29 protein-coding genes, 1 other RNA gene and 1 riboswitch are annotated in these 22,332 nt (G+C 38.1%); of the genes, 20 read left to right on the forward strand and 10 right to left on the reverse strand.

The genetic code is table 11. The features are described 5' to 3' along the window. Window positions 1-26 precede the first annotated feature (26 nt). The gene (locus CSV67_RS12345; protein WP_099631896.1) at window positions 27-515 is read right to left on the reverse strand and encodes a DinB family protein; all 489 of its coding nucleotides are present in this window, start codon (window positions 513-515) and stop codon (window positions 27-29) included. A gap of 78 nt (window positions 516-593) precedes the next feature. Between CSV67_RS12345 and CSV67_RS12350 the strand changes: the two genes are divergently transcribed. The 6 genes from CSV67_RS12350 to CSV67_RS12375 all read left to right on the forward strand — a co-directional run bounded on the left by CSV67_RS12350 (window position 594) and on the right by CSV67_RS12375 (window position 5,087). After that, the gene (locus CSV67_RS12350) at window positions 594-1,232 is read left to right on the forward strand and encodes a pentapeptide repeat-containing protein (protein WP_099631897.1); all 639 of its coding nucleotides are present in this window, start codon (window positions 594-596) and stop codon (window positions 1,230-1,232) included. 164 nt (window positions 1,233-1,396) lie between these two features. Next, window positions 1,397-1,951 (forward strand): GNAT family N-acetyltransferase, encoded by a 555-nt coding sequence (locus CSV67_RS12355; RefSeq protein WP_099631898.1) that lies wholly within the window; start codon window positions 1,397-1,399, stop codon window positions 1,949-1,951. A 93-nt stretch (window positions 1,952-2,044) separates the two neighbouring features. Beyond that, window positions 2,045-2,710: a peptide-methionine (S)-S-oxide reductase MsrA gene (msrA, locus tag CSV67_RS12360; RefSeq protein ID WP_099631899.1), complete on the forward strand. Its 666-nt coding sequence runs from the start codon at window positions 2,045-2,047 to the stop codon at window positions 2,708-2,710. Between the two features lie 96 nt (window positions 2,711-2,806). Then, window positions 2,807-3,979, forward strand: a complete 1,173-nt coding sequence (locus CSV67_RS12365; protein WP_099631900.1) for an MFS transporter — start codon at window positions 2,807-2,809, stop codon at window positions 3,977-3,979. 12 nt (window positions 3,980-3,991) lie between these two features. Continuing rightward, the gene (locus CSV67_RS12370; protein ID WP_099631901.1) at window positions 3,992-4,582 is read left to right on the forward strand and encodes a histidine phosphatase family protein; all 591 of its coding nucleotides are present in this window, start codon (window positions 3,992-3,994) and stop codon (window positions 4,580-4,582) included. Next, complete coding sequence (locus CSV67_RS12375; protein ID WP_099631902.1) at window positions 4,566-5,087, forward strand: YcxB family protein; 522 nt, start codon at window positions 4,566-4,568, stop codon at window positions 5,085-5,087. The genes CSV67_RS12370 and CSV67_RS12375 overlap by 17 nt, the downstream gene beginning before the upstream one ends. A 408-nt stretch (window positions 5,088-5,495) precedes the next feature. Here CSV67_RS12375 and CSV67_RS12380 read toward each other — a convergent pair whose 3' ends face one another. Continuing rightward, window positions 5,496-5,687: a hypothetical protein gene (locus CSV67_RS12380; RefSeq protein ID WP_099631903.1), complete on the reverse strand. Its 192-nt coding sequence runs from the start codon at window positions 5,685-5,687 to the stop codon at window positions 5,496-5,498. A 127-nt stretch (window positions 5,688-5,814) separates the two neighbouring features. Here CSV67_RS12380 and CSV67_RS16690 point away from each other — a divergent pair, with 127 nt between their 5' ends. Continuing rightward, a complete protein-coding gene (locus CSV67_RS16690) occupies window positions 5,815-5,964 on the forward strand; it encodes a hypothetical protein (protein WP_158231669.1) in 150 nt (49 codons plus the stop codon). 49 nt (window positions 5,965-6,013) lie between these two features. Here CSV67_RS16690 and CSV67_RS12385 read toward each other — a convergent pair whose 3' ends face one another. Then, window positions 6,014-6,226, reverse strand: coding sequence for a hypothetical protein (locus tag CSV67_RS12385; protein ID WP_369803178.1), 213 nt, complete (start codon window positions 6,224-6,226; stop codon window positions 6,014-6,016). 247 nt (window positions 6,227-6,473) lie between these two features. Between CSV67_RS12385 and CSV67_RS12390 the strand changes: the two genes are divergently transcribed. The 3 genes from CSV67_RS12390 (at window position 6,474) to CSV67_RS17130 (ending at window position 8,993) form a co-directional block, all read left to right on the forward strand. After that, window positions 6,474-7,295, forward strand: coding sequence for a Cof-type HAD-IIB family hydrolase (locus tag CSV67_RS12390; protein ID WP_233192610.1), 822 nt, complete (start codon window positions 6,474-6,476; stop codon window positions 7,293-7,295). Window positions 7,296-7,436: 141 nt separating this feature from the next. Further along, window positions 7,437-7,973, forward strand: a complete 537-nt coding sequence (locus CSV67_RS12395) for an acyl-CoA thioesterase (protein ID WP_099631905.1) — start codon at window positions 7,437-7,439, stop codon at window positions 7,971-7,973. Window positions 7,974-8,210: 237 nt separating this feature from the next. Then, window positions 8,211-8,993, forward strand: coding sequence for an ASCH domain-containing protein (locus CSV67_RS17130; protein ID WP_369803179.1), 783 nt, complete (start codon window positions 8,211-8,213; stop codon window positions 8,991-8,993). Window positions 8,994-9,105: 112 nt separating this feature from the next. On the opposite strand, the gene CSV67_RS12405 is transcribed toward CSV67_RS17130, so the two are convergent. Continuing rightward, window positions 9,106-9,816 carry a YczE/YyaS/YitT family protein gene (locus CSV67_RS12405; RefSeq protein ID WP_099631906.1) on the reverse strand — a complete coding sequence of 237 codons (711 nt, stop codon included), beginning with the start codon at window positions 9,814-9,816 and terminating at the stop codon, window positions 9,106-9,108. Between the two features lie 121 nt (window positions 9,817-9,937). On the opposite strand from CSV67_RS12405, the gene CSV67_RS12410 reads away from it, so the two are divergent. Beyond that, on the forward strand, window positions 9,938-10,843 hold the full coding sequence (locus tag CSV67_RS12410; RefSeq protein WP_099631907.1) for a LysR family transcriptional regulator: 906 nt from the start codon (window positions 9,938-9,940) through the stop codon (window positions 10,841-10,843). Between the two features lie 238 nt (window positions 10,844-11,081). Here the strand turns inward: CSV67_RS12410 and tatA are convergent, their stop codons facing one another. Continuing rightward, entirely contained in the window at window positions 11,082-11,294 is a 213-nt protein-coding gene (gene tatA / locus CSV67_RS12415; RefSeq protein ID WP_099631908.1) for a twin-arginine translocase TatA/TatE family subunit, read from the reverse strand. 184 nt (window positions 11,295-11,478) lie between these two features. Between tatA and CSV67_RS12420 the strand changes: the two genes are divergently transcribed. The 3 genes from CSV67_RS12420 to CSV67_RS12430 are packed head-to-tail and all read left to right on the forward strand — an operon-like array spanning window position 11,479 to window position 15,061. Then, the gene (locus tag CSV67_RS12420) at window positions 11,479-12,846 is read left to right on the forward strand and encodes a spore germination protein (RefSeq protein WP_099631936.1); all 1,368 of its coding nucleotides are present in this window, start codon (window positions 11,479-11,481) and stop codon (window positions 12,844-12,846) included. Continuing rightward, the gene (locus CSV67_RS12425; RefSeq protein ID WP_099631909.1) at window positions 12,843-13,940 is read left to right on the forward strand and encodes a GerAB/ArcD/ProY family transporter; all 1,098 of its coding nucleotides are present in this window, start codon (window positions 12,843-12,845) and stop codon (window positions 13,938-13,940) included. The genes CSV67_RS12420 and CSV67_RS12425 overlap by 4 nt, the downstream gene beginning before the upstream one ends. Next, a complete protein-coding gene (locus CSV67_RS12430; RefSeq protein ID WP_099631910.1) occupies window positions 13,937-15,061 on the forward strand; it encodes a Ger(x)C family spore germination protein in 1,125 nt (374 codons plus the stop codon). Before CSV67_RS12425 ends, CSV67_RS12430 begins: the two co-directional genes overlap by 4 nt. Window positions 15,062-15,420: 359 nt before the next feature. Here the strand turns inward: CSV67_RS12430 and CSV67_RS12435 are convergent, their stop codons facing one another. The 3 genes from CSV67_RS12435 to ssrS form a co-directional block, all read right to left on the reverse strand. Next, complete coding sequence (locus tag CSV67_RS12435; protein ID WP_099631911.1) at window positions 15,421-15,918, reverse strand: DUF3231 family protein; 498 nt, start codon at window positions 15,916-15,918, stop codon at window positions 15,421-15,423. Window positions 15,919-15,984: 66 nt separating this feature from the next. Continuing rightward, the gene (locus tag CSV67_RS12440) at window positions 15,985-16,467 is read right to left on the reverse strand and encodes an antibiotic biosynthesis monooxygenase family protein (protein ID WP_304442418.1); all 483 of its coding nucleotides are present in this window, start codon (window positions 16,465-16,467) and stop codon (window positions 15,985-15,987) included. A gap of 310 nt (window positions 16,468-16,777) precedes the next feature. Then, window positions 16,778-16,972: non-coding RNA, 6S RNA (gene ssrS / locus CSV67_RS12445), on the reverse strand. A gap of 111 nt (window positions 16,973-17,083) precedes the next feature. Between ssrS and CSV67_RS12450 the strand changes: the two genes are divergently transcribed. Further along, on the forward strand, window positions 17,084-17,317 hold the full coding sequence (locus CSV67_RS12450; RefSeq protein ID WP_099631912.1) for a hypothetical protein: 234 nt from the start codon (window positions 17,084-17,086) through the stop codon (window positions 17,315-17,317). Window positions 17,318-17,707: 390 nt separating this feature from the next. Here CSV67_RS12450 and CSV67_RS12455 read toward each other — a convergent pair whose 3' ends face one another. Further along, window positions 17,708-18,349 carry an HD domain-containing protein gene (locus tag CSV67_RS12455; RefSeq protein WP_099631913.1) on the reverse strand — a complete coding sequence of 214 codons (642 nt, stop codon included), beginning with the start codon at window positions 18,347-18,349 and terminating at the stop codon, window positions 17,708-17,710. 282 nt (window positions 18,350-18,631) lie between these two features. Here CSV67_RS12455 and CSV67_RS12460 point away from each other — a divergent pair, with 282 nt between their 5' ends. Next, window positions 18,632-19,147, forward strand: coding sequence for a type 1 glutamine amidotransferase domain-containing protein (locus tag CSV67_RS12460; protein WP_099631914.1), 516 nt, complete (start codon window positions 18,632-18,634; stop codon window positions 19,145-19,147). A gap of 214 nt (window positions 19,148-19,361) precedes the next feature. Then, window positions 19,362-19,544, forward strand: a complete 183-nt coding sequence (locus CSV67_RS12465) for a hypothetical protein (protein WP_099631915.1) — start codon at window positions 19,362-19,364, stop codon at window positions 19,542-19,544. Window positions 19,545-19,674: 130 nt separating this feature from the next. Here CSV67_RS12465 and CSV67_RS12470 read toward each other — a convergent pair whose 3' ends face one another. Next, a complete protein-coding gene (locus CSV67_RS12470) occupies window positions 19,675-20,805 on the reverse strand; it encodes a methionine biosynthesis PLP-dependent protein (protein ID WP_099631916.1) in 1,131 nt (376 codons plus the stop codon). Window positions 20,806-20,885: 80 nt separating this feature from the next. Then, window positions 20,886-20,987: riboswitch (SAM riboswitch) on the reverse strand. A 157-nt stretch (window positions 20,988-21,144) separates the two neighbouring features. On the opposite strand from CSV67_RS12470, the gene CSV67_RS12475 reads away from it, so the two are divergent. Genes CSV67_RS12475 through CSV67_RS12485 form a run of 3 tightly spaced genes read left to right on the forward strand, consistent with a single transcriptional unit; the run spans window position 21,145 to window position 22,326 of the window. Next, window positions 21,145-21,480, forward strand: coding sequence for a DMT family transporter (locus CSV67_RS12475; RefSeq protein WP_099631917.1), 336 nt, complete (start codon window positions 21,145-21,147; stop codon window positions 21,478-21,480). Between the two features lie 2 nt (window positions 21,481-21,482). Beyond that, window positions 21,483-21,797, forward strand: a complete 315-nt coding sequence (locus tag CSV67_RS12480) for a DMT family transporter (protein WP_143560712.1) — start codon at window positions 21,483-21,485, stop codon at window positions 21,795-21,797. A 19-nt stretch (window positions 21,798-21,816) separates the two neighbouring features. Beyond that, window positions 21,817-22,326, forward strand: a complete 510-nt coding sequence (locus CSV67_RS12485) for a methylated-DNA--[protein]-cysteine S-methyltransferase (RefSeq protein WP_483315696.1) — start codon at window positions 21,817-21,819, stop codon at window positions 22,324-22,326. The last annotated feature ends 6 nt before the right edge of the window (window positions 22,327-22,332 follow it).

Below are 22,332 nucleotides of genomic sequence, written 5' to 3' on the forward strand. Positions count from 1 at the left end.
ACGCAACGTTATGGCAGAGGTCTTTATCAGATACCGAGTTGTTCTTTTACTTCTTTAATCTGTTCAATATGGCGCAGTTCATGATAGCCGACAAATGGAATCCACTGCGTAAGACTCATTTCGCCAAAAACAGGATGGGGATAGGACTTTACTGCTAATTGATCTTCTGTTGCGTTTTCAGCTATATCATCTAAAGCCGAATGAGTAGCAGAAAGCTTGCTCTTCAAGTCATGGAGAGTAGAAAAATCTGAAGTTGGTTTCACGAAATCAGGCGCATCGACTTTTTTAGAACGATCCACAGTAAGTTGAATCGGCTTTTCTGTAGTGATGTTTTGATCGTCGTCAGCAAGCCTAGTCTGAATAGTTTTAGCAACGCTACCTTCCATTAAGTACAGATGTTGTACAATTTGTTTAATAGACCATTTGTTTTCAGTTGGTTTTTGATTAATTATTTCATCTGACAAGTCTTCTACTTGCGCTAAAAGTTCCTTACGTGCTAGATCATTAATTTCCATAATAGTCACCCCTTCTAATCATGGTACCACTCGTAACACGATAAATCTTTTATAAAAGCTTGAGGAGGAGATCTACTTATGAAAATAAATCAACCTAAAATACCCGAGCATTTAGCGTCGGGACAGTTACAAGACCTGCTTCACGAAGAGGATCCATTCTTGCATAACACAAGTATTGTCGATTCGCGAATTGATGGGCAAACAATTGAACGTGCGCAATTAACAAGTATGCTCATTAGGAATTCCAGCTTTCAAGGAGCAATTTTACCAGAGCTATTTGCTACAGATGTTCGATTTGAAAATTGTGATTTCTCTAGTGCGGACTTGACGGGTATTAGTATTCACCGTGTGAGTTTTTATAATTGCAAAATGTTGGGTGTTAACTTTACAAATGCGCGATTTACGGATGTGTTATTTGAGGAGTGTATATGTAATCTTTCTGCTTTTGCCCATACAAGGTGGGAGAGAGTGTGGTTTGATACCTGCCAAGTGAAAGATGCGGACTTTTTTGATTGTAAACTAAAAAAGACATACTTTATAGAGTGTAATCTGGATGCTGCAAGCTTTGATGAGACACCTCTAAAAGGAGTGGAGATCAACACTTCAGAATTCGAGAGCATGACAGTATCTATAAAAGATTTGGATGGTTGTGTCGTGTCCTCTATGCAGGCGATTCAATTTGCTGCCATGTTGGGATTAGATATTCGTGATGAATAGAGCGACGTAATTAGGTATTAAAAATACTCATGAAAAATAAGATATCATATACTAACCCTCTTCTAATTATGCTGAAAAGCTCCGGTGGTTTTTCCGACAGCTGTAAAGCCAGGGTATAGTGAATGTTCACGGAATAAATTGACGGCTATTAAAGGAGCTATGCTATGTTTGTACATCAAGTGACAGAGGATATTTCATTGAAACTGGTAGGACAGAAAGACGCAGAAGCATTATTCGCTCTTGTAGATGGATCAAGGGAATACTTACGTGAGTGGTTGCCGTGGGTTGATTCCATGACGGATGTGGATCAGTATGGTCCAATCATTAATGTGTGGTTACAACAATTCGCTGAAGAAGATGGATTCCAAGCAGGTATACTGTATAAAGGAGTCTTGGCAGGTTTTGCAGGATTCCATTCCGTTAACTATACAAATAGGCAAACAAGTATTGGCTATTGGCTGGCGCAAGATTATCAAGGAAAAGGTATTATGACTGCGGTAGTGTCTGATCTGGTAGACTTTGCATTTGAAGAGTATGATCTACACCGTGTAGAAATCCGATGTGCTACCGAGAATAAGAGAAGTCAGGCAGTTCCTGAGCGATTAGGATTTAAGAAAGAGGGAGTCATTCGTGACGGAGAGTTTTTATATAATCATTATCATGATTTAATCGTATACGGTATGTTAGAAGATGAGTGGGAAAAGTATAAAAAATCTTGATACGTTTCATACAGAGTCCTTCTAAAAGTGGACTCTGTTTTTTTATGGAATAATAACGAGTATAGTACAATGAACATAAAGGGGGGGAGCGCCATGATAACCACTACTGAAATAGATGAAGAGCTAACGAAGAACAGAGTGTTGGAGACCGCGACATTTGGAATGGGATGTTTTTGGGGACCTGAAGCGCGCTTTGGCAGCTTGTCAGGTGTCATTAGAACACGTGTAGGATACACAGGCGGAACTACGCCAGCGCCAACATACCAGACGATGGAAGATCATACTGAAACGATAGAAATTGATTATGACCCGACGAGTATTTCTTACGAGGAAATACTTCTACATTTTTGGCGTAATCATTATCCAAACCGTGATCAATACAAAGGACAACAATATGTTTCATCATTGCGCTATCACAACCTGCAACAAAAACAGATAATCGGTTTAGTCAAGAGAGAAATGGAGATAAAGCTTGGAGAACCAATTGAAACGGAAATCACCCCATTAGGCCATTTTACATTAGCTGAGAACCGCCATCAGAAATATTATTTGAAGCGTTATCCGAATGTATTGGAGCAGTTACATTCATTATATCCTACTGCAGAGTCGCTGATCCATTCTACATTTGCGGCAAGATTGAATGGATTCGTTAAAGGTTTTGGAACACGTGATCAAATTGTGACTGAAATAGAAAGCTGGCCATTACATGAAAATGCACGACAACAACTCGTTCAGCAGTTCTTGAAAATAAAGTGGTGAAATCACTAAAATTCCGAATCTTTTCTTCTTGTAACTTTATTCTGTGGTTGCTATGATATTCCAATATCAACTTAGAATGAGCGTAGGAGAGAGTAGATGAAAAAGGAAACCATCACGTTAGGTCTGCTACTGACCAATTTACTAATAGCATTTTTGGGAATTGGATTAGTTATACCAGTTATGCCAAGTTTAATGAATGAATTACATATATCGGGTACAGTGGTTGGCTATATGTTCGCGACTTTTGCGATGGCCCAACTGCTTGTTTCACCTTTTTCAGGAAGATGGGTAGATACAGTTGGTCGAAAAAAAATGATTGTCGTTGGGTTAATCATTTTTAGTTCTTCCGAATTCTTGTTCGGGATTGGACAGACCTTGCCGGTATTATTTGCATCCAGGATTCTAGGCGGGATTAGTGCGGCTTTCATTATGCCAGCTGTTACTGCCTTTATTGCAGATATTACAACAATGGAAACTCGTTCAAAGGCATTAGGCTTTATGTCCGCTGCCATATCTACGGGATTTATATTAGGTCCAGGGATTGGCGGATTTCTAGCGATGTATGGTACTCGAGTTCCTTTCTTCTTTGCGGGGGGACTCTCTCTGTTTGCAGCGATCTTTTCCTTTATTGCATTGCGTGAACCGGAACGTTATCGAGAATCGGTAGCGGAGGACGCAACTAAACCGGGATTAAAGCGGATCTTTGCGCGTCATTATTTCATTGTCTTTATTATTATATTGATTTTATCTTTTGGTTTAGCTTCATTTGAATCGATTTTCAGCTTGTTCGTTGATCATAAGTTTGGATTCACACCCAAAGACATTGCGATCATCATTACAGGAGGCGGGTTAGTCGGAGCAGTTGCACAAGTCGTATTATTCGACAAGCTTGCGAGAACGATAGGGGAGAAACGTCTAATCTTATTCTGTTTAGTTTTTTCGTCCGTTTTAGTTTTTCTGACAACGTTCGTTCAAAGTTATTTTTCCGTACTGGCCGTTACAATGATTATCTTTGTAGGGTTTGATTTGATACGACCAGCAGCAACCTCTTATTTGTCAAAAATTGCGGGAAATGAACAGGGCTTTGTCGGTGGCATGAACTCGATGTTTACGAGTATTGGAAATGTATTTGGTCCAATCATCGGTGGAGCCTTATTTGATATCGATGTAGATTATCCGTTCTATTTTGGTGCATTTGTATTATTACTTGGTGTAGTGTTGAATTATATCTGGATCAAAAGAACGCCATCTTTCAGACCTACTATTTAGGGGGGGATTGATTTGACCATTATTGGTTTTGTACGGCATGGTGTGACTGCTTGGAATAAAGAAGGGCGTGCACAAGGAAGTTCAAATATACCGTTGGATGAAGAAGGCATAGAGACTGCAAAAAAGTTGGCATTGCGCTTGGCAAATGAGGAATGGGACGTCATTTTTACTAGCCCTATGACACGCGCTAGACAGACAGCAAATTTACTTGCTAGGCAGTCGGGTATTGAAGTCGTGGAAGATGATCGACTGCGTGAGCGTAGTGGCGGGTTGATTGAAGGAACGACGGAATCAGAGCGACAGCAGAAGTGGGGACCACAGTGGAGGGAATTAGATTTACAGTTTGAAACGGCGGAAAGTGTTGTAGCGCGAGGTCTTGAATTTGTGAATGAACAGATCGAGAAGAATCGACATCAACGTTTGATCGTTGTGAGTCATGGGAGCTTTATCAAACGGATCATTGTGGCTTTAATGGAAGATGAAACATATACAGTCAAGATCGATAATACTTCATTGACTATAATAAATATAGAAGAGAAAAGTTGCTTGCTGTTAAATGATACAGCACACCTTGCGGGAGGAATAAATGGAAATCCAGTATGATTTAACGGAACAAGATGTGGTAGCCTTTAATTTGTATCATGTGAAAACTTCTAAAGTCGGTAAAAATTCATTGCAATGGCAGCGGTATATATCGCCGCTAATATTTTTACTGTTTGCATATTTTTTATCTGTTTTTACAGATATGGCGAAAGGTCCGTTATTTGCTACATTTGGAGTAACGGCTATTCTGTGGGTGATCTTTTATCCAAAGTATTTTTACTTTCATATTACACGGCAAGTGAGCAAGATGCTTAGGGGCGGTAAGAATGAAGGGCTTGTTGGAGAACACTCTATGAAGATGAATAAAACAGGTATAATAGATCAGACAGCTGTTGGTGAAACAAACGTACAATGGGCTGGCGTGAAACAACTGATAGAAGACACGGATTATTTCTACATATATACGAGTACGGTAAGCGCATATATCATTCCAAAGCGGGATGTATATTCGGTCGAAGGGCTAAAGAGTTATATCCAACAACGGATGATCACGGAAATAGAGTAAATAAAAAAATCAGAGGCTACTGAGACCCTGATTTTTATTTTCCTAAGTGACGATATTTCCAAAAAGAAATGAGTAATATAAAACCAGATTCAACCGCGATGAATCCGGCGAATAGACGTTTTGCATCTTCACTTGAAAGTTATGTTGATCTATATCATGTTGTACGAGATAGGTGTTGATCAATGCAGGTTGCTCTGAAAATGGCGGAGTTTTTGGTGCATAACTGCGGATCTGTCCAACACCGTTTAATACAGTGCATTGGAATTCTATTCTATTCGTAAATGGGTTCTTATCTTTACTCTTTTTCTTTGCCCATTTAATTAAATGAGCTCGTGTGAGAGCAAGTATATCTATTTCGGAAACTAGCAGAACGCTTCATAGGTAGCACTTCTTTCTGCAAAAAAGTATTTACTTTTTAGTTGGTTTCATTTCTTTCAATCCAATTCTCATAGCAGCTATAGCACATGTAACATTTAATATAATTGCGATCGCTAAAAACAGCCACTTTAATTTTTCAGGTAAATCGAGAAAGACCGCTAAAAATAAAAATGTGAAGCCGATGACAAGCATGGACAAATAGATAGCCAATTTCTTAGACACAAGTAGTCCACCTTTCCTAAATTCTACCCTTATTGTATCATGAAAAAACAGGTAATTAAAAACGTGTGTTTTTATTTCATGAATCTGGGGAATAATAAAGTTACTTAATCAGACAGGAGTGTGGAAAATGACAAAGAGTTATGCAGATACACCTAAAGATGATAAAGATAAGAGTTCAGCGAAATTAGCTAATGATGCAGCAAAAAAAGCTGAAGAACAAGTAGAAGAAATAAAGAAGGAAGCAAGAGAACAAGTAAAAAAAGAAAATAAGGAATGACAAAAAGCGATTATTTCCTCGGAAATAATCGCTTTTTCATCCAATTCATTTACTTTAGCAAATAATGTAACATACGCTCCTTATCATCAAAAAACTGCTTCATGATTTGGTAGTGACTTGTTTCTTCCAGCGGTGTTTCTTGCACACCTTCATCTGTGAATTCGAGGATTATTGCACCAGCAAAGGATAGTAGAATTGGGGAATGTGTTGCAATTATAAACTGTGAGTCTTCACTAACTAAATCGTGAATCCTGCTCAACATAGACAGTTGACGCATTGGTGATAAAGCTGCTTCGGGCCATCCAGTAAGTAAATGCCCATAACCTCCATCTAGTACTTCTAAATAAATATACTGTAGAAAAAGAATAACCGGCTATTATGAAAATATCAAATAGCATTTTTTTAGTTTTAGCACATGTATATTGAACTTTCGAGCAACTTCAAGGCATATGTGATCAGTAATTGATAAACTACGAGATAGACAACGAGAAATGAAAGGGGTTTACAAAGTGAATCAAGATAAAAAAATAGTGTTTTTTGATTTAGATGGAACATTAATGAACCATGACAAAACAATTTTAGAATCGACGAAACAATCTCTTAAGGCACTACGCGACAAAGGCATATACACTGTAATTTGTACTGGTAGAGCTCCACTTATGTTCAAATGGTTGCTAGAAGAACTTTCATTTGATTCCTATGTTTCCATGAACGGGCAGCATGTGGTACTGGAAGGGGAAGTAATTTACTCGAATCCTATGAAGCCAGAAGTTATACAACAACTTACCGAACTTGCGCATAAACAAGGACATGGATTGACATACTCCACGTTTGAATCGTTCGTGTCGAACGTCGAAGAACATCCTCTTGTTCAGGAAGGAACTGCACGTTTAAAAATACCGTACCCACCTGTAGATCCTAACGTATATTCTCATTCTGTTGTGAATCAAGTGCAAATTTACTCTACTCCAAAGGAAACTGAAAAGTATATGGAGTTATTCAAGGATTATTCCTTTATTAGGTGGGATGAAAACTCCGTAGATATGTTGCCTGAAGGGGCTTCTAAGGCCATCGGTATACAAAAAATGCTTGAACATATGGATATCCCTGTTGAAAACAGTTATGCATTTGGAGATGGTGCCAATGATATGCAAATGATCGAGACAGTAGGTATTGGGGTAGCAATGGAAAATGCTATACCCGAATTAAAAGAAGTAGCGGATCACGTGACTGCATCTTGTTCAGAAGATGGTATTATGAAAGGCTTGATCAGTTTAGGGTTGCTAGAGGAAAAAGATATTCCGTTGCTGCATGAAAGTATGAAGAGGTAATTCAAAAAGTGTGAAAAAACTTTCTTGACAGTTCTGTGAACGAAGAGTATATTAAGATGATATACAAAAAAATAATTGTTTGACTTTTCAAATTAATTATAGAGTAATTTGGTTCATATCTTGGAGGAGGCCATATTTACAATGAAACTAGAAAAGCAGTGTCGGGAATCAAGGGTCGTACGAACGAGCAGAGTATTTCCAAACGATGTAAACAACCATAATACATTGTTTGGCGGACGTTTAATGAGCGATATTGATCAAATTGCATCGATTTCAGCAGCTCGACACAGCAGAGCAGACTGTGTGACGGCATCTATGGATTCCGTAGACTTTCTGTATCCAATCCGTCCTTCCGATTCAGTCTGCTTTGAGTCATATGTGACTTGGACTGGAAAATCTTCCATGGAGATTTTCGTGAAAGTGATTGCGGAAGATTTGGCAACTGGTAATTGTAAAATTGCAGCCACCTCATTGTTAACATTTGTTGCATTGGATGAGAATAAAAAGCCATTGACTGTTCCGCGTGTCATTCCAGAAACCGAAGAAGAAAAATATTTACATGAAACTGCACCACAGCGCGCAGAGATCCGTAGAATGCGTAAACAGCAAAGCAAAGACTTAGCTTCAGTTTTAACGAATAACTATCCATGGCATGATCCTGTACAAGTGAATGCATAAAAATACTCAGTCAACCCGGTTTGACTGAGTATTTTTTAAAATCATGTATAATATGTAACTTAGTGTTCCATACTACTAATAGATAGGACGTTCTCTAATTACTTTTCTTGGAGGATACCTATCTTTTTATTGTCCAAAAATATATTCATCTATATAAAACGTCTTGCCATAACAAACAATAGTTAATTACAGCTATAATGAGAAGTATCATAGTAGAGTTAGGGGTTGGATTTGTTTATGGTTAAAATGATTACTGCAGAGGAATTATTCAGGAAGATACAAACTGAACAAGCACTTGTACTAGTAGATGTACGTGCTGAGGATAAATATAATCAATTCCATATCGAAGCTAACACGGTGGAGGATATAAACGTGCCGAAAACGGAAATCTTTATGTTAGATGATGAAGTGGAGAATGTGCTCCCACAGTTGCCGAAGAATAGAGAAATGATTATTACGTGTACAACAGGAAATTCTGCAACTAAATGTGCTAACATCCTTTCTAGTAGAGATTACGATGTTACGGTATTGGAAGGCGGAATTACTGCGTGGAAAGAATATATTAGTAAAGAGTCAATTGAGCGGGTATGGGAAGAATTCAAAAGTACACATCCCGATGCGCCTGAACAGTACGTAGCTTGGTCATTTGGTAATTCAAAACAAATGGCGGATGAACTTGCTTTATTGGTAGTAGAGGGAACTAAAACGGCGACTTCTTCTAACTACACGCTCTATGAATTAGAAAATGAACCGTTACCAATGGTAGGTCTTCACAATATTATTCTCGATGGCAATGGAATAGCGGTCGCAGTCGTAGAAAATATAGCAGTAAAAGTAGTGCCTTTCAATGAAGTGACGGAACAACATGCATATTTGGAAGGTGAAGGGGATCGTTCATTGCATTATTGGCAAGAAGTTCATGAAAAGTTTTTCACGAATGAATTAAAAGAAGTTAATCAAGATTTCCATCATGAAATTCCAGTAGTTTGTGAAACGTTTAAATTGGTGTATAAGAACTAAATCTGTCATGGAGAATGATTGGGCTAACAGTAAGTATAGATAATAGCATTCAATGATAGGAAAAGGAGATGTTAAAGCCGTATTCATTATGACTTTTAACATCTCCTCTTGTTTATGGAAATTGTTGTTGAATAGGTTCAACTCCTTCTTTTTCTTCTATCGTTACATCCTCTTTACTTTTATACACCCAGCTCTGAAGTAATGGCTGGAATCGCGGCATCATCTTGCCAAGGATTTTCCCGATAAAGTATGCGGCTAGAATGGTTCCAATCCCAATAGCTCCTAGCGATTGAAGAAATACTAAGCAAATGATACCCGCAAGTGCGACGTTTAGTAAATCACTGGATATTTTCGCTTTGCCAAATTTCATATTAAAATGTTCACTTACAACATAGGTTAGTACATCATAAGGCATTAAAGGCAATCCTGCTGAAAAATAGGCTAACAATCCAGCAGATATAATATATAAACTTATGAAAAGGAATAGATATTTACCTACTAATGTGTCAGGTGTAGGAAGTATCTGCACAATGGCTAATGTAACATCCATGAACAGACCAAATAGAAATACAATAATTAACTGAACAACAAATTCACGTAATCCGATATGTTTTTTATTCAATAGAATCTGTGCCAAAATGAATAAGATGTTTGCAAGTATTGTCGTGATCCCGATTGTCAAACCCGACGTAAGGGAGATCGCGTAAGCTAGTGATGAAACAGGAGAAACTCCAAGGTTAGCCTGGATAGAGAAACTAACGCCCAGAGATAATAAAAATAAACCTATTACATATAGGGTAAGTCGTTTGGAAATATTATTCATCTGGACGAAAACCTCTGCTTTCGATATGTGATTCAATTAATTTTATCACGTAAAGAGAGATATAAATAATATATAATAATGAAAGACGACATATTAAATAGTTTATAACGGAGTGAGAATCATGGATATTAAACAGTTGTATTATTTTAAGGAGATTGTAGACCAAGAAAGTATTTCGAAAGCAGCGCTCATACTACACATTGCTCAACCGCCACTCAGTCAACAATTAAAAAGGCTGGAGACTGAGCTTGGCACAACATTGATTCACCGCTATCGACAAAAATGGGAGCTGACAGAAACAGGGCACATCCTGTACCAATATGCAAAAAGGTTATTGCGTAGCATGGAAGATGTTAAGAAAGAAATTGAGGAAATTGAAAGTGGCAGTGCAGGCACATTACGTATTGGAGTTTCGTCTGCCTGCTTGAATTTGCTTGTCGACTACATCAGTATATATCGTAAACAGTTTCCGGATATCAAAATCAGCATTGAAAAAGGAAGTTCCGAGGAATTGTTAAAGAAGCTGGATCATAAAGAAATTGAAGTGGCTTTGTTATTACGACTAGAAAATAGTGCACATTGTGATGTATTAGAGTTAAAACAACAGGAATACGTGGTGGTAAGTCCGCGCAGCTGGGGAAATGTTTTTTCGTCCGAGGACGTTACATTTCATGATCTCGCCAAGCATCCTTTTATTATGCTTGCTGCCATGGAAGGACACTCTTACTATGAAAAGATCCTAAAAGCTTTTGAAGAAGCGCATACTACTCCTAATATTGTAATGGAAAGCAAAGATCTGACAACTGTTATCGCAATGGTTAGTAAAGGTTTAGGATTTTCTATTATTCCACGTGTAGCATATGCGGTACCAATGGACCAATTGAAGATTTATGAATTAAAGCAATTTGATTTTCGTGTTGAACCAGTCATGATTAAGACAAAGAATGAACAAGTTTCCAAAGCAACATCCCAATTTTGGGAGTTAGTAGATTCTGTACATATCAACATTCGCCATGACTCTCGATAACCCGTATGGCTTGATGGCAACTCTAATTGAAGATGTTGGAGGTACAGTGAGATGCTTAATGAAACTTTTACTAATACAAACTCTTCCAGTATTAAGCAAGCACGTACCGAAATGAAGTGAATAGGATAAATCAGCAAATACTGTCTTTCATGCTGTATCTGATTGTACCTTAATCTGCATAGAATCATACATGAAAAAGCCAATCACATTAGTGGTTGGCTTTTTCACGTATAGAATATTACTTCACTTGATCTTTAGCATCAACTTGTTGCACTTCTATCTTCTTAGGCTCATCATCGTCATCCATGATGTCTTTTGCCGATTTTTTGAATTCAGATAATGTTTTTCCTACTGCCGAACCAATTTCAGGTAATTTTCGGGGGCCAAACAAAATTAATATAATTACTAAAATAATGATTAAGCCAGGTACTCCAATTGCTGCTAAGTTCATAGGGAATCCTCCTTTCATAGCTTCAAAAAATGTAGTCCTCTGTATACCATAACCCATTTGGCATCTAATAAAACACTATTTGAAAATTTAATTGTGGAGGAGTATTCCTCCTCAGTTATGATTAAACTTCCATTCATTGGACAAACTAACAACTAACTTGTTCGATGAGAAAGAAGTGATGAGTATGGATGAAACAACCAGTCATACAGAACCACCTGCATACTTTACACGTTTGGCTAAACGATTGGAACCCACTTCGGATATAGTGAAAAAAACCTTAAAAAGTAAAGATCGAATCGTGCATTTGCTATATTTGAAAAGTGTAGTGGATATTATGCAACTACAAGAAATTGTCGTAAAACCTTTCTATGAGATGTCAGCAGATCAGAACTTTGCGGAGTATATTTTTTCATTACCTTATGAAACCAAGATGCCAACTGGAGATGAAGAGGTTCTTATAGAAATTACGAAGGGTAATGTTTTTGTCATGATTGACAAGCAAATAACGTTACTTGAGTTAAAAGTGGTAGCTGCCAATGCAGTGCAAGAAGCCATTATGGAACCTACAATTCACGGTCCTCAACTCGGACTTAGTGAGAGTATAGAGACGAATATTAATCTAATGCGGCAACGTTATCACAAGCCGTCCTTGATAATTGAACCAATCCAATTGGAAGATATATCAAATCGCGATATTGCATTAATTTACGATGGAGAAAAAGTAAAACCTCATCTACTGAAGAAAATAAGAGCTCGCATTCTCACATTGGATGTAGAGCTGGTTCAAGCAAGTGGAGACTTACAATATTACTTAAACAATAAAAAATACAGCTTGTTTCCAACGAGTCTTCTGACTGAGCGACCGGATCGAATTCTTCATAATATGGCGGGTGGAAAAGTCATTATCTTAGTAGATGGAAGCCCACACGCAATTATTGCTCCTACAACATTCTTTGATTTTATGCTATCGATGGAAGATGCATATTATTCCTTTTGGGTAGTAACGCTTATACGATTTCTTCGATATGCGGGATTGTTTACATGTATTATGCTGCCAGCTATATATGTTGGCGTCACATCGTATACACCGGAAGTCCTCAGATCTGAACTTGCGCTAACAGTGGCAGCGAGCAGGATTGGTGTTCCGTACCCATCATTTATTGAAGTGTTTTTCATGTTGATATTTATCGAACTACTGACAGAAGCTAGTATGCGGTTGCCCAATAGCATAAGCGCTACGGCTACAACAGTTGGAGGATTAATTCTTGGAACCGCGGCAGTAGAAGCTGCATTGACTTCGAACATCATGGTCATCGTCGTCTCACTTGTAGCGATTTCCACATTTGTTATCCCAATCAGTGAAATGAATTATGCTGTTCGAGTCTGCCGTTTTTTACTATTGGTATATACGACGTTGTTTGGTATTGCAGGTATGATGCTTGGAATGCTTGGACTGTTGTTGTATTTGGTAAACAAAGACAGTTTCGGAGAGCCGTATTTACGAATGTTTTGGAAGAATAGACGAGAAGAATTAGAGGCGGATGATTCATGAGCAGGTTTGTCTATTTTTTACTCATATCCAACATGATTGCCAATCTTATTGCTTCCAGTCCAAGAATCTTATTCGGAAAAAGTGAAGAAGGGGCGATTGTCACGATGATCATCGCACTGTTTTTTGGGGTATTTATCAACTGGGTATTAATCACTTTCTTTAAAGCATTTCCAGGGAAGAGTTTACCACACATTTTATCGCTATATTTATCGAAGTGGATAGCAATTCCTACATTATTTATCCTGGGAATTGTTTGGTATGTTTCAGGTATGCAGACACTGATTACATATATAGATATTCTTTTACGATTTATAACACCTGAAATGTCTGTTTATTTAATAATTGCGATGTTCATACCGGTGATTACTTTTGGAGTAATCATGCAAAGTCGAAATATATTATTTACACTTGAATTGGTGTTTGTTTTGTCGTTTCCTGTTGCTGCATATTACGTAGTCAAACTCTATTTTTCTGAACAGGTCAGTTGGAATCATGTGGCGATTGCGATGACTTTTATCGATAACCCACCGGATTATACAGTGTTTTCTACGGTGACGTATTTATTCGTTGGAGCTTTTGATATCATAATTTTCAACTCGCTCCTAAAGAAAAAAATGACTTTCGGTATTAAACAAGCACTAATAATATTTATTTTGGGAGCATTTGCGATTTTCACTACTTACTTTATACCAATTGGCGTTTTAGGATTTGATCAAGTGGAAAGTATCCTGTACCCATGGATTCTGACTAGTGACTCTATTCGAATGAAGTTCGGGGTAATTGAGCGCGTAATATTTATCTTTTTGCTACTATTGTTAGCGATTGCCTTTTTAAATATTACAATTCATTGGCATGTCGCTTGTAAATTATTTCAGAGTGCGTTTGGTATAGAACAATTGAAAATAAAGTTGCGTGAAAAAATCAGCCTTGGAATAGTGGTTGTAGTATTCTGGTCCATTGCAATCTATACAACATTAAAAGTAACCGAATACGATCTATTTCTCTATAGTAAGTATTACTTTAATTCAATACCCATTATATTAATTGGTCTGATGGTTCTTATGCTTGTAGTGAATAGGAGGGCGAAGGTTTGAAATTCCTCTCATTAAGTAAATGGTTTCTGATGGTTTTATGCATCAGTGGTATGTTAATACAATATGGCTGTGCTTTTAAAGATATAGATAAACGCCTTTTTGTGTCTGCGATTGGGATTGATCCTGCGGAAAATGTAGAAAATGGATATAAAGTAACAGTGAAGGTGGCTTTGCCCTTTGGCGCTATTAAAGATTCCGCTAAGCCGAGTTTTGCGTACCTTTCACGTGAAGGACATTCAATAGGCGAAGCGATTCGTATGCTGGAGACACATATAGACAAGGTGTTAGAACTTGGTCATATGAAAACAATTATTGTTCATGAAAAACTTCTGAGAAATGATATGCAAACTTTTATGGATTATTTTATTCGACGCGGTGATATCCAATTAATCTCATATGTTGCAGGGGCCAGACCTTCTGCCGAAACTATTCTAAAAGTCGAGCCCAAAACTGAAGCGCCAGCATCAGTTGCTTTAATCAACTTTTTTGGAGCAACAGCGAATGATAGTCCGTATGTCGTGACGACTTTTTTGTTTCAATTGCGAAGAGATATACTCGCAGATGGTATTAATCCTGTTCTACCATTAATTGAGACGAATGAAAAAGGTGATGAATTAATAGTAAATCATTCTGTAGTAGTTGATGGGAGAGAAGATCCCACTGTTTTGTCAACTATTGAAACGAAATACTTCAATTCATTATTGAAAAATTCAACAGGACTTACCTATCTAGTCAAAAAAGGAAGCCTCGAGTTATTATTGAACATTAGCCAAAGTAAAATGACCTATCAATTTGTATCGAGGGAAGGAAGCGAAGCGCCACGTGCGATAGATATGCATATTGTGATGAAAGGAATTATAGGTGAATCCAATAAAGATTTATCTATTGCCAAGTTGGATGAGTATAATCGATTGGCCTCAAAAGAAGTGAAACAAAAAATCCTGCACTTTCTAATTAAAATGCAAGAGGAGAATCTAGACCCATTTGGCTTTGGTTTACATTACCGTACTACACGGTTGTATACAGAAGATCTATTTACTGCGTGGCAAAAAGCATACCCCGATATAGAATTTAAAGTTACTGTGGAAGTCAAACTACAAGGAACAGGAACAATAGAATAATTAGTAGAACAACGTCATTACAGTATGGGATGACGTTGTTCTACTAGGTTTTATGAAGGTCTTTTTACCTTTTATGATTACGTCTCTCTTGGTTTTCTAGGTTAGCGGGTTGCCTGCATTTCTGATCGAAGGTAAACTCCTCACCAAACTCCGTACTATCTAGCCGCTGGAGTCGCTGATACTATACAGGTTGTTCTTGTTGTTTTCTTCTTAGGCTTACGATTCTTCATGTGTATACTCATCCTTCCTTATGATGATATGATTTCTCCCATAGTTAGAATGAGCACAACCACAGAACCTATTCATAATAAGAAAAAACTTCATCGAGCATATACACGCTCGGTGAAGTTATGTGATAATCAGTTTAAATGCAATGGCGGAGGGATAATCCAACCTTTTGATTTATTCAAGCTCAGCAACTTGGCACCAAATGCAACTTTCTCCATGTGACACTTTGCAAACATGGCTGCAACGTCTTCACGTAGACATTGACCCATAGCCATACTACAAGAAACGAGTCCTTGTCCAACATTAATAGAAATAGCGCCGCTGATTTCAGGGTCCATAAAGCGTGCGCCTGCAGGAATATCTTCAGCATTTGCTTTCGGTCTTTCCGGAAGTGCAGGTGGTGGTGTGATGCCATTTGCTTTCAGTACTTTACCGAACTCTTTATTTTCAGCCTTCATCATCTTAATTGCTTCTTCAAGTAGACGAATAAGATCCTCATCTTCTGCGTGATTGACGAAAGCCTCATAGCCACTGATCAGACCGTTATTTGCACCCATAAACGCCCAGATAGCAGTGATTTCACCGTAATGCATAGGTTGATCTTTTGGATTACCATCTAAAATACCCACAAAAACACTCTCCTCATCATTATTTTCACTTCAAGAGTAGTCTTTGCAAATATCGCTTATTTATACTTATTTTTTATAAGTCGTAACAAATGAAGGTCCCGAGAAGATATTAGGACGTTGATCGACACCATCTTCCGTGCCGCGTTTCGCATGCGCTTTTCCGTAAGCCTGTGATTCTTGCCAATTTTTGAAGGATTCTTCGTCTTCCCACATAGTCAAAATCACATATGTGCCAGAGTGTACGGGTCGCAATACGCGTATCGCTACGAATCCTGGTTCTGCCTCTATTAGACGTGCGCGATTATTAAAGCGTTGTTCAAAAATCTCTCTTCCTTCTTCAGTTACTGGAATATTGTTTAATACAGCGAAACGCCCAGATGGAAGATCTCCGCTTTGATCCAAAACATCGTATTCGATTGCATTGTCTAGAGTTGTTTCCTGTTCTTGCAGTACAAGCACTTCTTCATCATTATTCATTAGTGAAGCACGTGCTTCTTCTGGTAAGTTACCTGATTCCTCCAGTGGCCCTGTCCATTTAAATAATTTCAATTTAAACACCTCATCTTTTTCTTTTTATAATTAGTTTATAGTATAACGTAGAAAGGAAAATGCTTTCAATGAATAAGGAAACAGTGCTAGTAGCTTGATATTAAAAATACGCCAATGCACTAGATGTAGTAAAGAAATGTGTAAAGGCATGTGATCATTTTTTTAACGCATATGTAAAAGAAAATTGTCGTCTGATAGCGAAATACTTTCTTAAGAAGATAGTAGTTGAAAAAAGTTGGCCTTTGCTTTTCAAGTCATTTTGCATAAAAAAAAACCCTTCCATCCAAGATAGAAGAGTTTGCATTTGTTTATGTAAGCCGTGTTTGCCGTACTTAGTCATAGAAAGTTTTAAACCACCACTCCTCAAAGTGGGTGTTTGCGGAAAACGTTCCTGTACGTCTGGATTGCTAAAAAGGAATCCAGCATGCCATTTCCGTTTCGTAATAAACTCCCTTTTACAGCTTAAAGGTTAAAACTTAATGTCATACGAACAATACAGCTTGTAGATTTATCTTACACCCGGAATAGCGGAAAAGCAATGGAAAGTTCTTCTGTTTTTTGAAACTAAAACGTATGATACAACGTATAGAAATGAAAAGACAAGGAGTGATCATGTATGGAACAGCATGAAAACAACTCAGAAAAGCAACAGCTAGTTACAAGACAGACAGAGGAAATCAGTACGTTGAATCAGGAAGTGGATGAACTTCGTAAAGAGGTAAAACAACTTCGTGAGGATATTGAGCTCATTGATATATTTCAAAAGAAACCTATCATTTCATCTGCAGTAATCGGGCAAGTCGGTGGTATTATTATCGCCATATTAGTTATTATAGGGATATTCTTTTAGAGAAACGACTTTGCGTTGCTATTATAAAAGTGGCGGCACTAAAGTTCTTGCTGGTTGTGTTGAAAAAGGGAGTGAGTGCGAAATATATTACGCTTATCTCAAGTATGTCTTACATGTGGTAACACTCGCTTTTAAGGTCACGCATTATCATCCGCAATAAGCGGGGGCAATCTGGAGGCCCCGATCAAAGAATGAGCATTTTTGATTAAAAGTGTCATAGAAATGCTCATTCAGATTAATAGGGCAGAACATCAGATTTTCATTCCCCATGGCCAGGAGGAGAAAAAACTAAGTTCTTCTGAACTGAAACACTTAATTTATTGATTGATGTAGAAGCGATGTACTCAGTTTAAATGCTCTAATTCTAACTTCTTCGGTTGTAAATATCTTTTACTCTTCCTGTTCCTCTATTATTCGCATTGTAATGTCAGTTAACTCATTATGTTCAGTAAATCGTTCACTGAGCATATCTGTAAGTATATGTTTTAAAAAGTATTCTACACAGTTCATGTCTTGAAACATCAGTATTGTCCTTAATGCTTCTTCGTAAATTTCTATAAACAATGGCTCTGGATTATCCTTTTGGATCTCACCAAATGATTCGTACAGCAAATCAATTTTATCAGCAACGGATAAGATACGTCCCTCCAATGTTTTATCCTTACCTTCTTTCAATCGTTCCAAATATATAGCTTGAAATTCAGTAGGAAATTCTTTTTCAATAAACTTTCTTGTCATTTCCTCTTCCACTTCACCGAATAGCTTCTTCAATTCTTTCGAAGCGTATTTTACAGGTGTCTTAATATCCCCTGTGAATAGTTCTGCGTAATCATGGTTTAATGCTTTTTCATATAGGCTTTTCCAATCCACATTCTGCCCAGATTCCTCTTCGACAGTCCCAAGAAACTGGGCAATTTTTGTCACTTTAAATGAATGGCTAGCGACAGAATGCTCTTGAAATTTGAACTTTCCAGGACAACGAATAATTTGTTCTAAATCAGATAAGCTTTTAAAGTATTGGTGTACCCCCAACAACATTCATCCCCTTTATTTAGTATTTACGGTTAAAAAACCTGTTCATTCGTTTTTAAGAAGTCATCCCTACATACAGCTCTGTACTATATATGTGCCCCCATGTAGACATAATTATACGAGTAGGGGAGGACTCTACTCAGCTACAAAGATATTTATTAACTAGTAATATGATAACTTACTTGGCGGCTGAAGGGGAACTAGATCACGGGTGATAATGTTTAGTCTCTTTATAATGTGGAATAGTATTTATAGAACATCATATAAGGAGTGGTAAGCATTATGGCTAAAATTGCAACAGTACTTGGAGATATGTTCGAGGACTCGGAATACTTGAAACCAGCTGCTGCTTATAAAGAAGCTGGACATGAAGTAGAAGTGATCGGTGCGGAAGCAGGATCAGAAGTAACGGGTATGAAAGAAAATACTAAAGTGAAAATTGATAGAGCAATTGCTGACGTCAAATCGTCAGATTATGACGCATTGTTTATTCCAGGTGGATTTTCACCGGATATTTTACGTGCAGATGATCGTTTCGTAAAGTTTGTCAAAGAATTTATGGATGCAAAAAAACCTGTATTTGCAATTTGTCATGGTCCACAATTGCTCATAACAGCAAAATCACTTGAAGGACGCGATGCAACGGGATATACGTCCATTCGCGTAGACATGGAGTATGCGGGTGCAAAATACGCTGACAAAGAAGTCGTAGTCTGTCAGAATCAACTTGTAACAAGCCGTACACCTGATGATATTCCAGCCTTTAATCGTGAATCATTAAAACTACTAGAAGAATAAAAAATTTGAACGTCAGGGTGTAAAAGCCTTGACGTTTTTTTGTTTCTTGCACATTAAACTACTGCTTACAACATACGATAATAGTACATGTTAACAAACATTGAAAAAGATTCTCAATTGTACTTGAAAAAGGTTCTCAATGAGAGTATGATAAAAGCAACGAATAAATCAGAGAGACGATCGCGTCTTACAAATGAAAGGTCGGGGGTCTAACATGTATAAGATTGTTGCGTTGGCGGTATTAGCAGGAATTGTATTAGGTGCAGCAACTGGATTTTCCTTTGGAAGTAAAGAACTGGCGGGTATGTTCGCTGGAATGGCGGCGCTTACGTTTATCGCAGCACCGGCAGCGGTCGTCTATGCGAGTGAAAAGAAAAAATGGCATCAAGCTCATTAATAAAGAAAAGCATCCAATATAATTGGATGCTTTTTTGTATAGATTCAATCGGTCGTGTCTTGCTATAAATGAATTAAAATAACTCGAACTGTCATAGTTAAATTGACTGTTCGAGTTGTATTGTTTACTATTATTGAACTTTTACTCCTTCTACTATCTCTTTTGCAGCATAAAGGGCTTGTTTTACATCCGCAATCAAATCTTCTACATCTTCTACTCCCACTGAGAAACGGAGCAAACGGTCGTCTACTCCACGACGATTACGTTCTTCTAATGGGATATCCATATGCGTCTGTGTAGTCGGATACGTAATGAAGCTTTCCACACCGCCCAAACTCTCGGCGAATGAAATTAAGTTCATATTTTCAAGGAATGGCCCGACCCACTCACTATTTTGTACTCGGAATGATAACATACCACCGATTCCAGCGTAGAGCACGTCGGCAATAAGAGGTTCTTGTTCTAAATAAGAGACCATCATTTTCGCATTTGCATCATGCTGTTTCATGCGTAAATGCAAAGTTTTTAGACCGCGTACGACAAGCCATGAATCAAGAGGAGACAATGTAGCTCCAATCGCATTATGATTGGTAAATAGACGTTCGCATAAATCCTCACCTTTTGCCACGACTAGACCTGCAAGCACATCATTATGTCCACCGATATATTTCGTTGCGCTATGAATGACAATATCTGCGCCTTCCTCAATTGGCCGCTGGAAATAAGGTGTTAAAAACGTATTGTCGACAATTAGCAATAAATCATGTTTTTTAGCCAATTCCGCATACGTACTGATGGCTATGTTTTGCATTAATGGATTTGTAGGCGTTTCCAAGAAGATCGCTTTTGTACGATCAGTAATCGCTTGCTCGACTTCTGAAACATCATCGAACGATAAGTAACGCGTCTTAATATTATACGTCTCTTCATATTGATTAAACAGGCGATAGGTACCGCCATATAAGTCTTCAGGCGCCAATAGTTCCGAACCTGTTTTAAATAAAGATAAAATAAGTTGAATGGCTGCCATTCCAGAACTACATGCAAATCCTTGGTCACCTGATTCTAGGTTTGCAATTCCATCCTCTAGGATAGAACGCGTAGGGTTTTTTGTTCGTGTGTAATCATATCCCGTGGACTTGCCTAGACCTTCATGGTGGTACGCTGTAGACAAGTATATCGGTGTATTGACTGCTCCGGTTTTCTCATCACTGTGGTTTCCAAGTTGTACTAATCTAGTTTCTAATCCGTTGTTTGTCATGAATATTCATCCCCCCCGGCAAAATAAAAAAGAACCTCTTCTTTTCGAATAGGCCCTCGAACATACAAGTGTATACAGTATTCTCATCTTCAAGGTGGTTGTCACCCTTGGAATTAGCACCGTGCCTGTGGCTGGTTGCTGAGACATCGCTGGGCCTATCCCTCCGTCTCTCTCGATAAGAATATTCATAATATAGGAAAAACTGTTGACGAATTTATTCTATCATGCAGATATACTAGATGCAAGTTTCCTTTTAACATCAGTTATTGATTTTTTTGTTTCAGTAAAAGATTTGTTATACTGATAGATACTATTCATAATGGAAAGGAGATTTTCATTTTGGCTTGGGGCTATGTCGCATTGGCGGCTGTTATAGAGATCTTCTGGGTAGTCGGTCTTCGTTATTCTGAAACTGTAATGCAATGGACCGGAACGGTTATGGCGATTGTATTGAGTTTTTATTTCATTATAAAAGCATGTGAAAGATTACCTTCCGGCACGGTATACGCTGTTTTTACCGGCTCTGGTGCCGCTGCAATCCTTTTAGTGGATATATTCTTCTTTCAAGCAGGTTTTACGTGGGTTACGCCGACCTTCATCGGATTCATCGTCATTGGGGTAGTCGGCATTAAGCTGACAACAGATGAAAAAGCCGATGCAGAAGGAGGTGGCTGACAGTGGCTTGGGTATACTTAATGATTGCCAGTCTCGGTGAGATTTTCGGTGTGGTGAGTATTAATTATTATTTACAGAAGCGTTCAATTAAAAGACTGTTACTCATTGTGGGGATTTTTGGTTTTGGTTTTGTTTTCCTATCTCTTGCTATGCGCGAAATACAGATGAGTACAGCGTATGCGGTATGGACAGGGTTAGGAGCGGCAGGAGCCGTATTAATGGGGATTTTGATATTCAAAGAATCTGCTAGCATCAAACGTCTCTTCTTTTTATCGCTCATCATTTTCGGTGCTGTAGGCTTGAAGTTGTTCGGATGAAAGGGGAGTGGCGTAACTGATTTATTGGACAAATTTTGATTTTAATGAATGGACTGTAACAATAGCCGCTACAAAACAGGGACTGTGCTATGCCGGACTAGCTGAAGATAGTGTAGAACGTATGAAGGACTGGTCGTACCGGTTTGATACAGTTGACTTAATAGAAGATGAAACAGAGCTCGGAGTCTATATAAGCAAGATGAAGGAGTACTTATCGGGTACAACGAAAGATTTTTCAGCGATTCCACTTGATTTAAAAGGAACATCGTTTCAACTGCAAGTATGGGAAGCACTACAACGAATACCGTATGGTGAAACTATGACATATTCAGAAGTTGCGGTACAGATTGGGAAATTGTCATCTGTTCGTGCTGTAGCATCTGCAATAGGTAAGAATCCTGTGATGGTTGTGGTGCCTTGTCACCGTGTTATTGCGAAAGATGGCAGTTTGTCAGGCTATCGTGACGGGAGAAACCAAAAAGCGAAGCTGATTTTGCTTGAAAGTACTCACACGAAGATAAATGAATAACAGTAT

The organism is Sporosarcina sp. P2 (assembly GCF_002743255.1).
In the GTDB taxonomy this organism is placed as follows: Bacteria; Bacillota; Bacilli; order Bacillales_A; family Planococcaceae; genus Sporosarcina.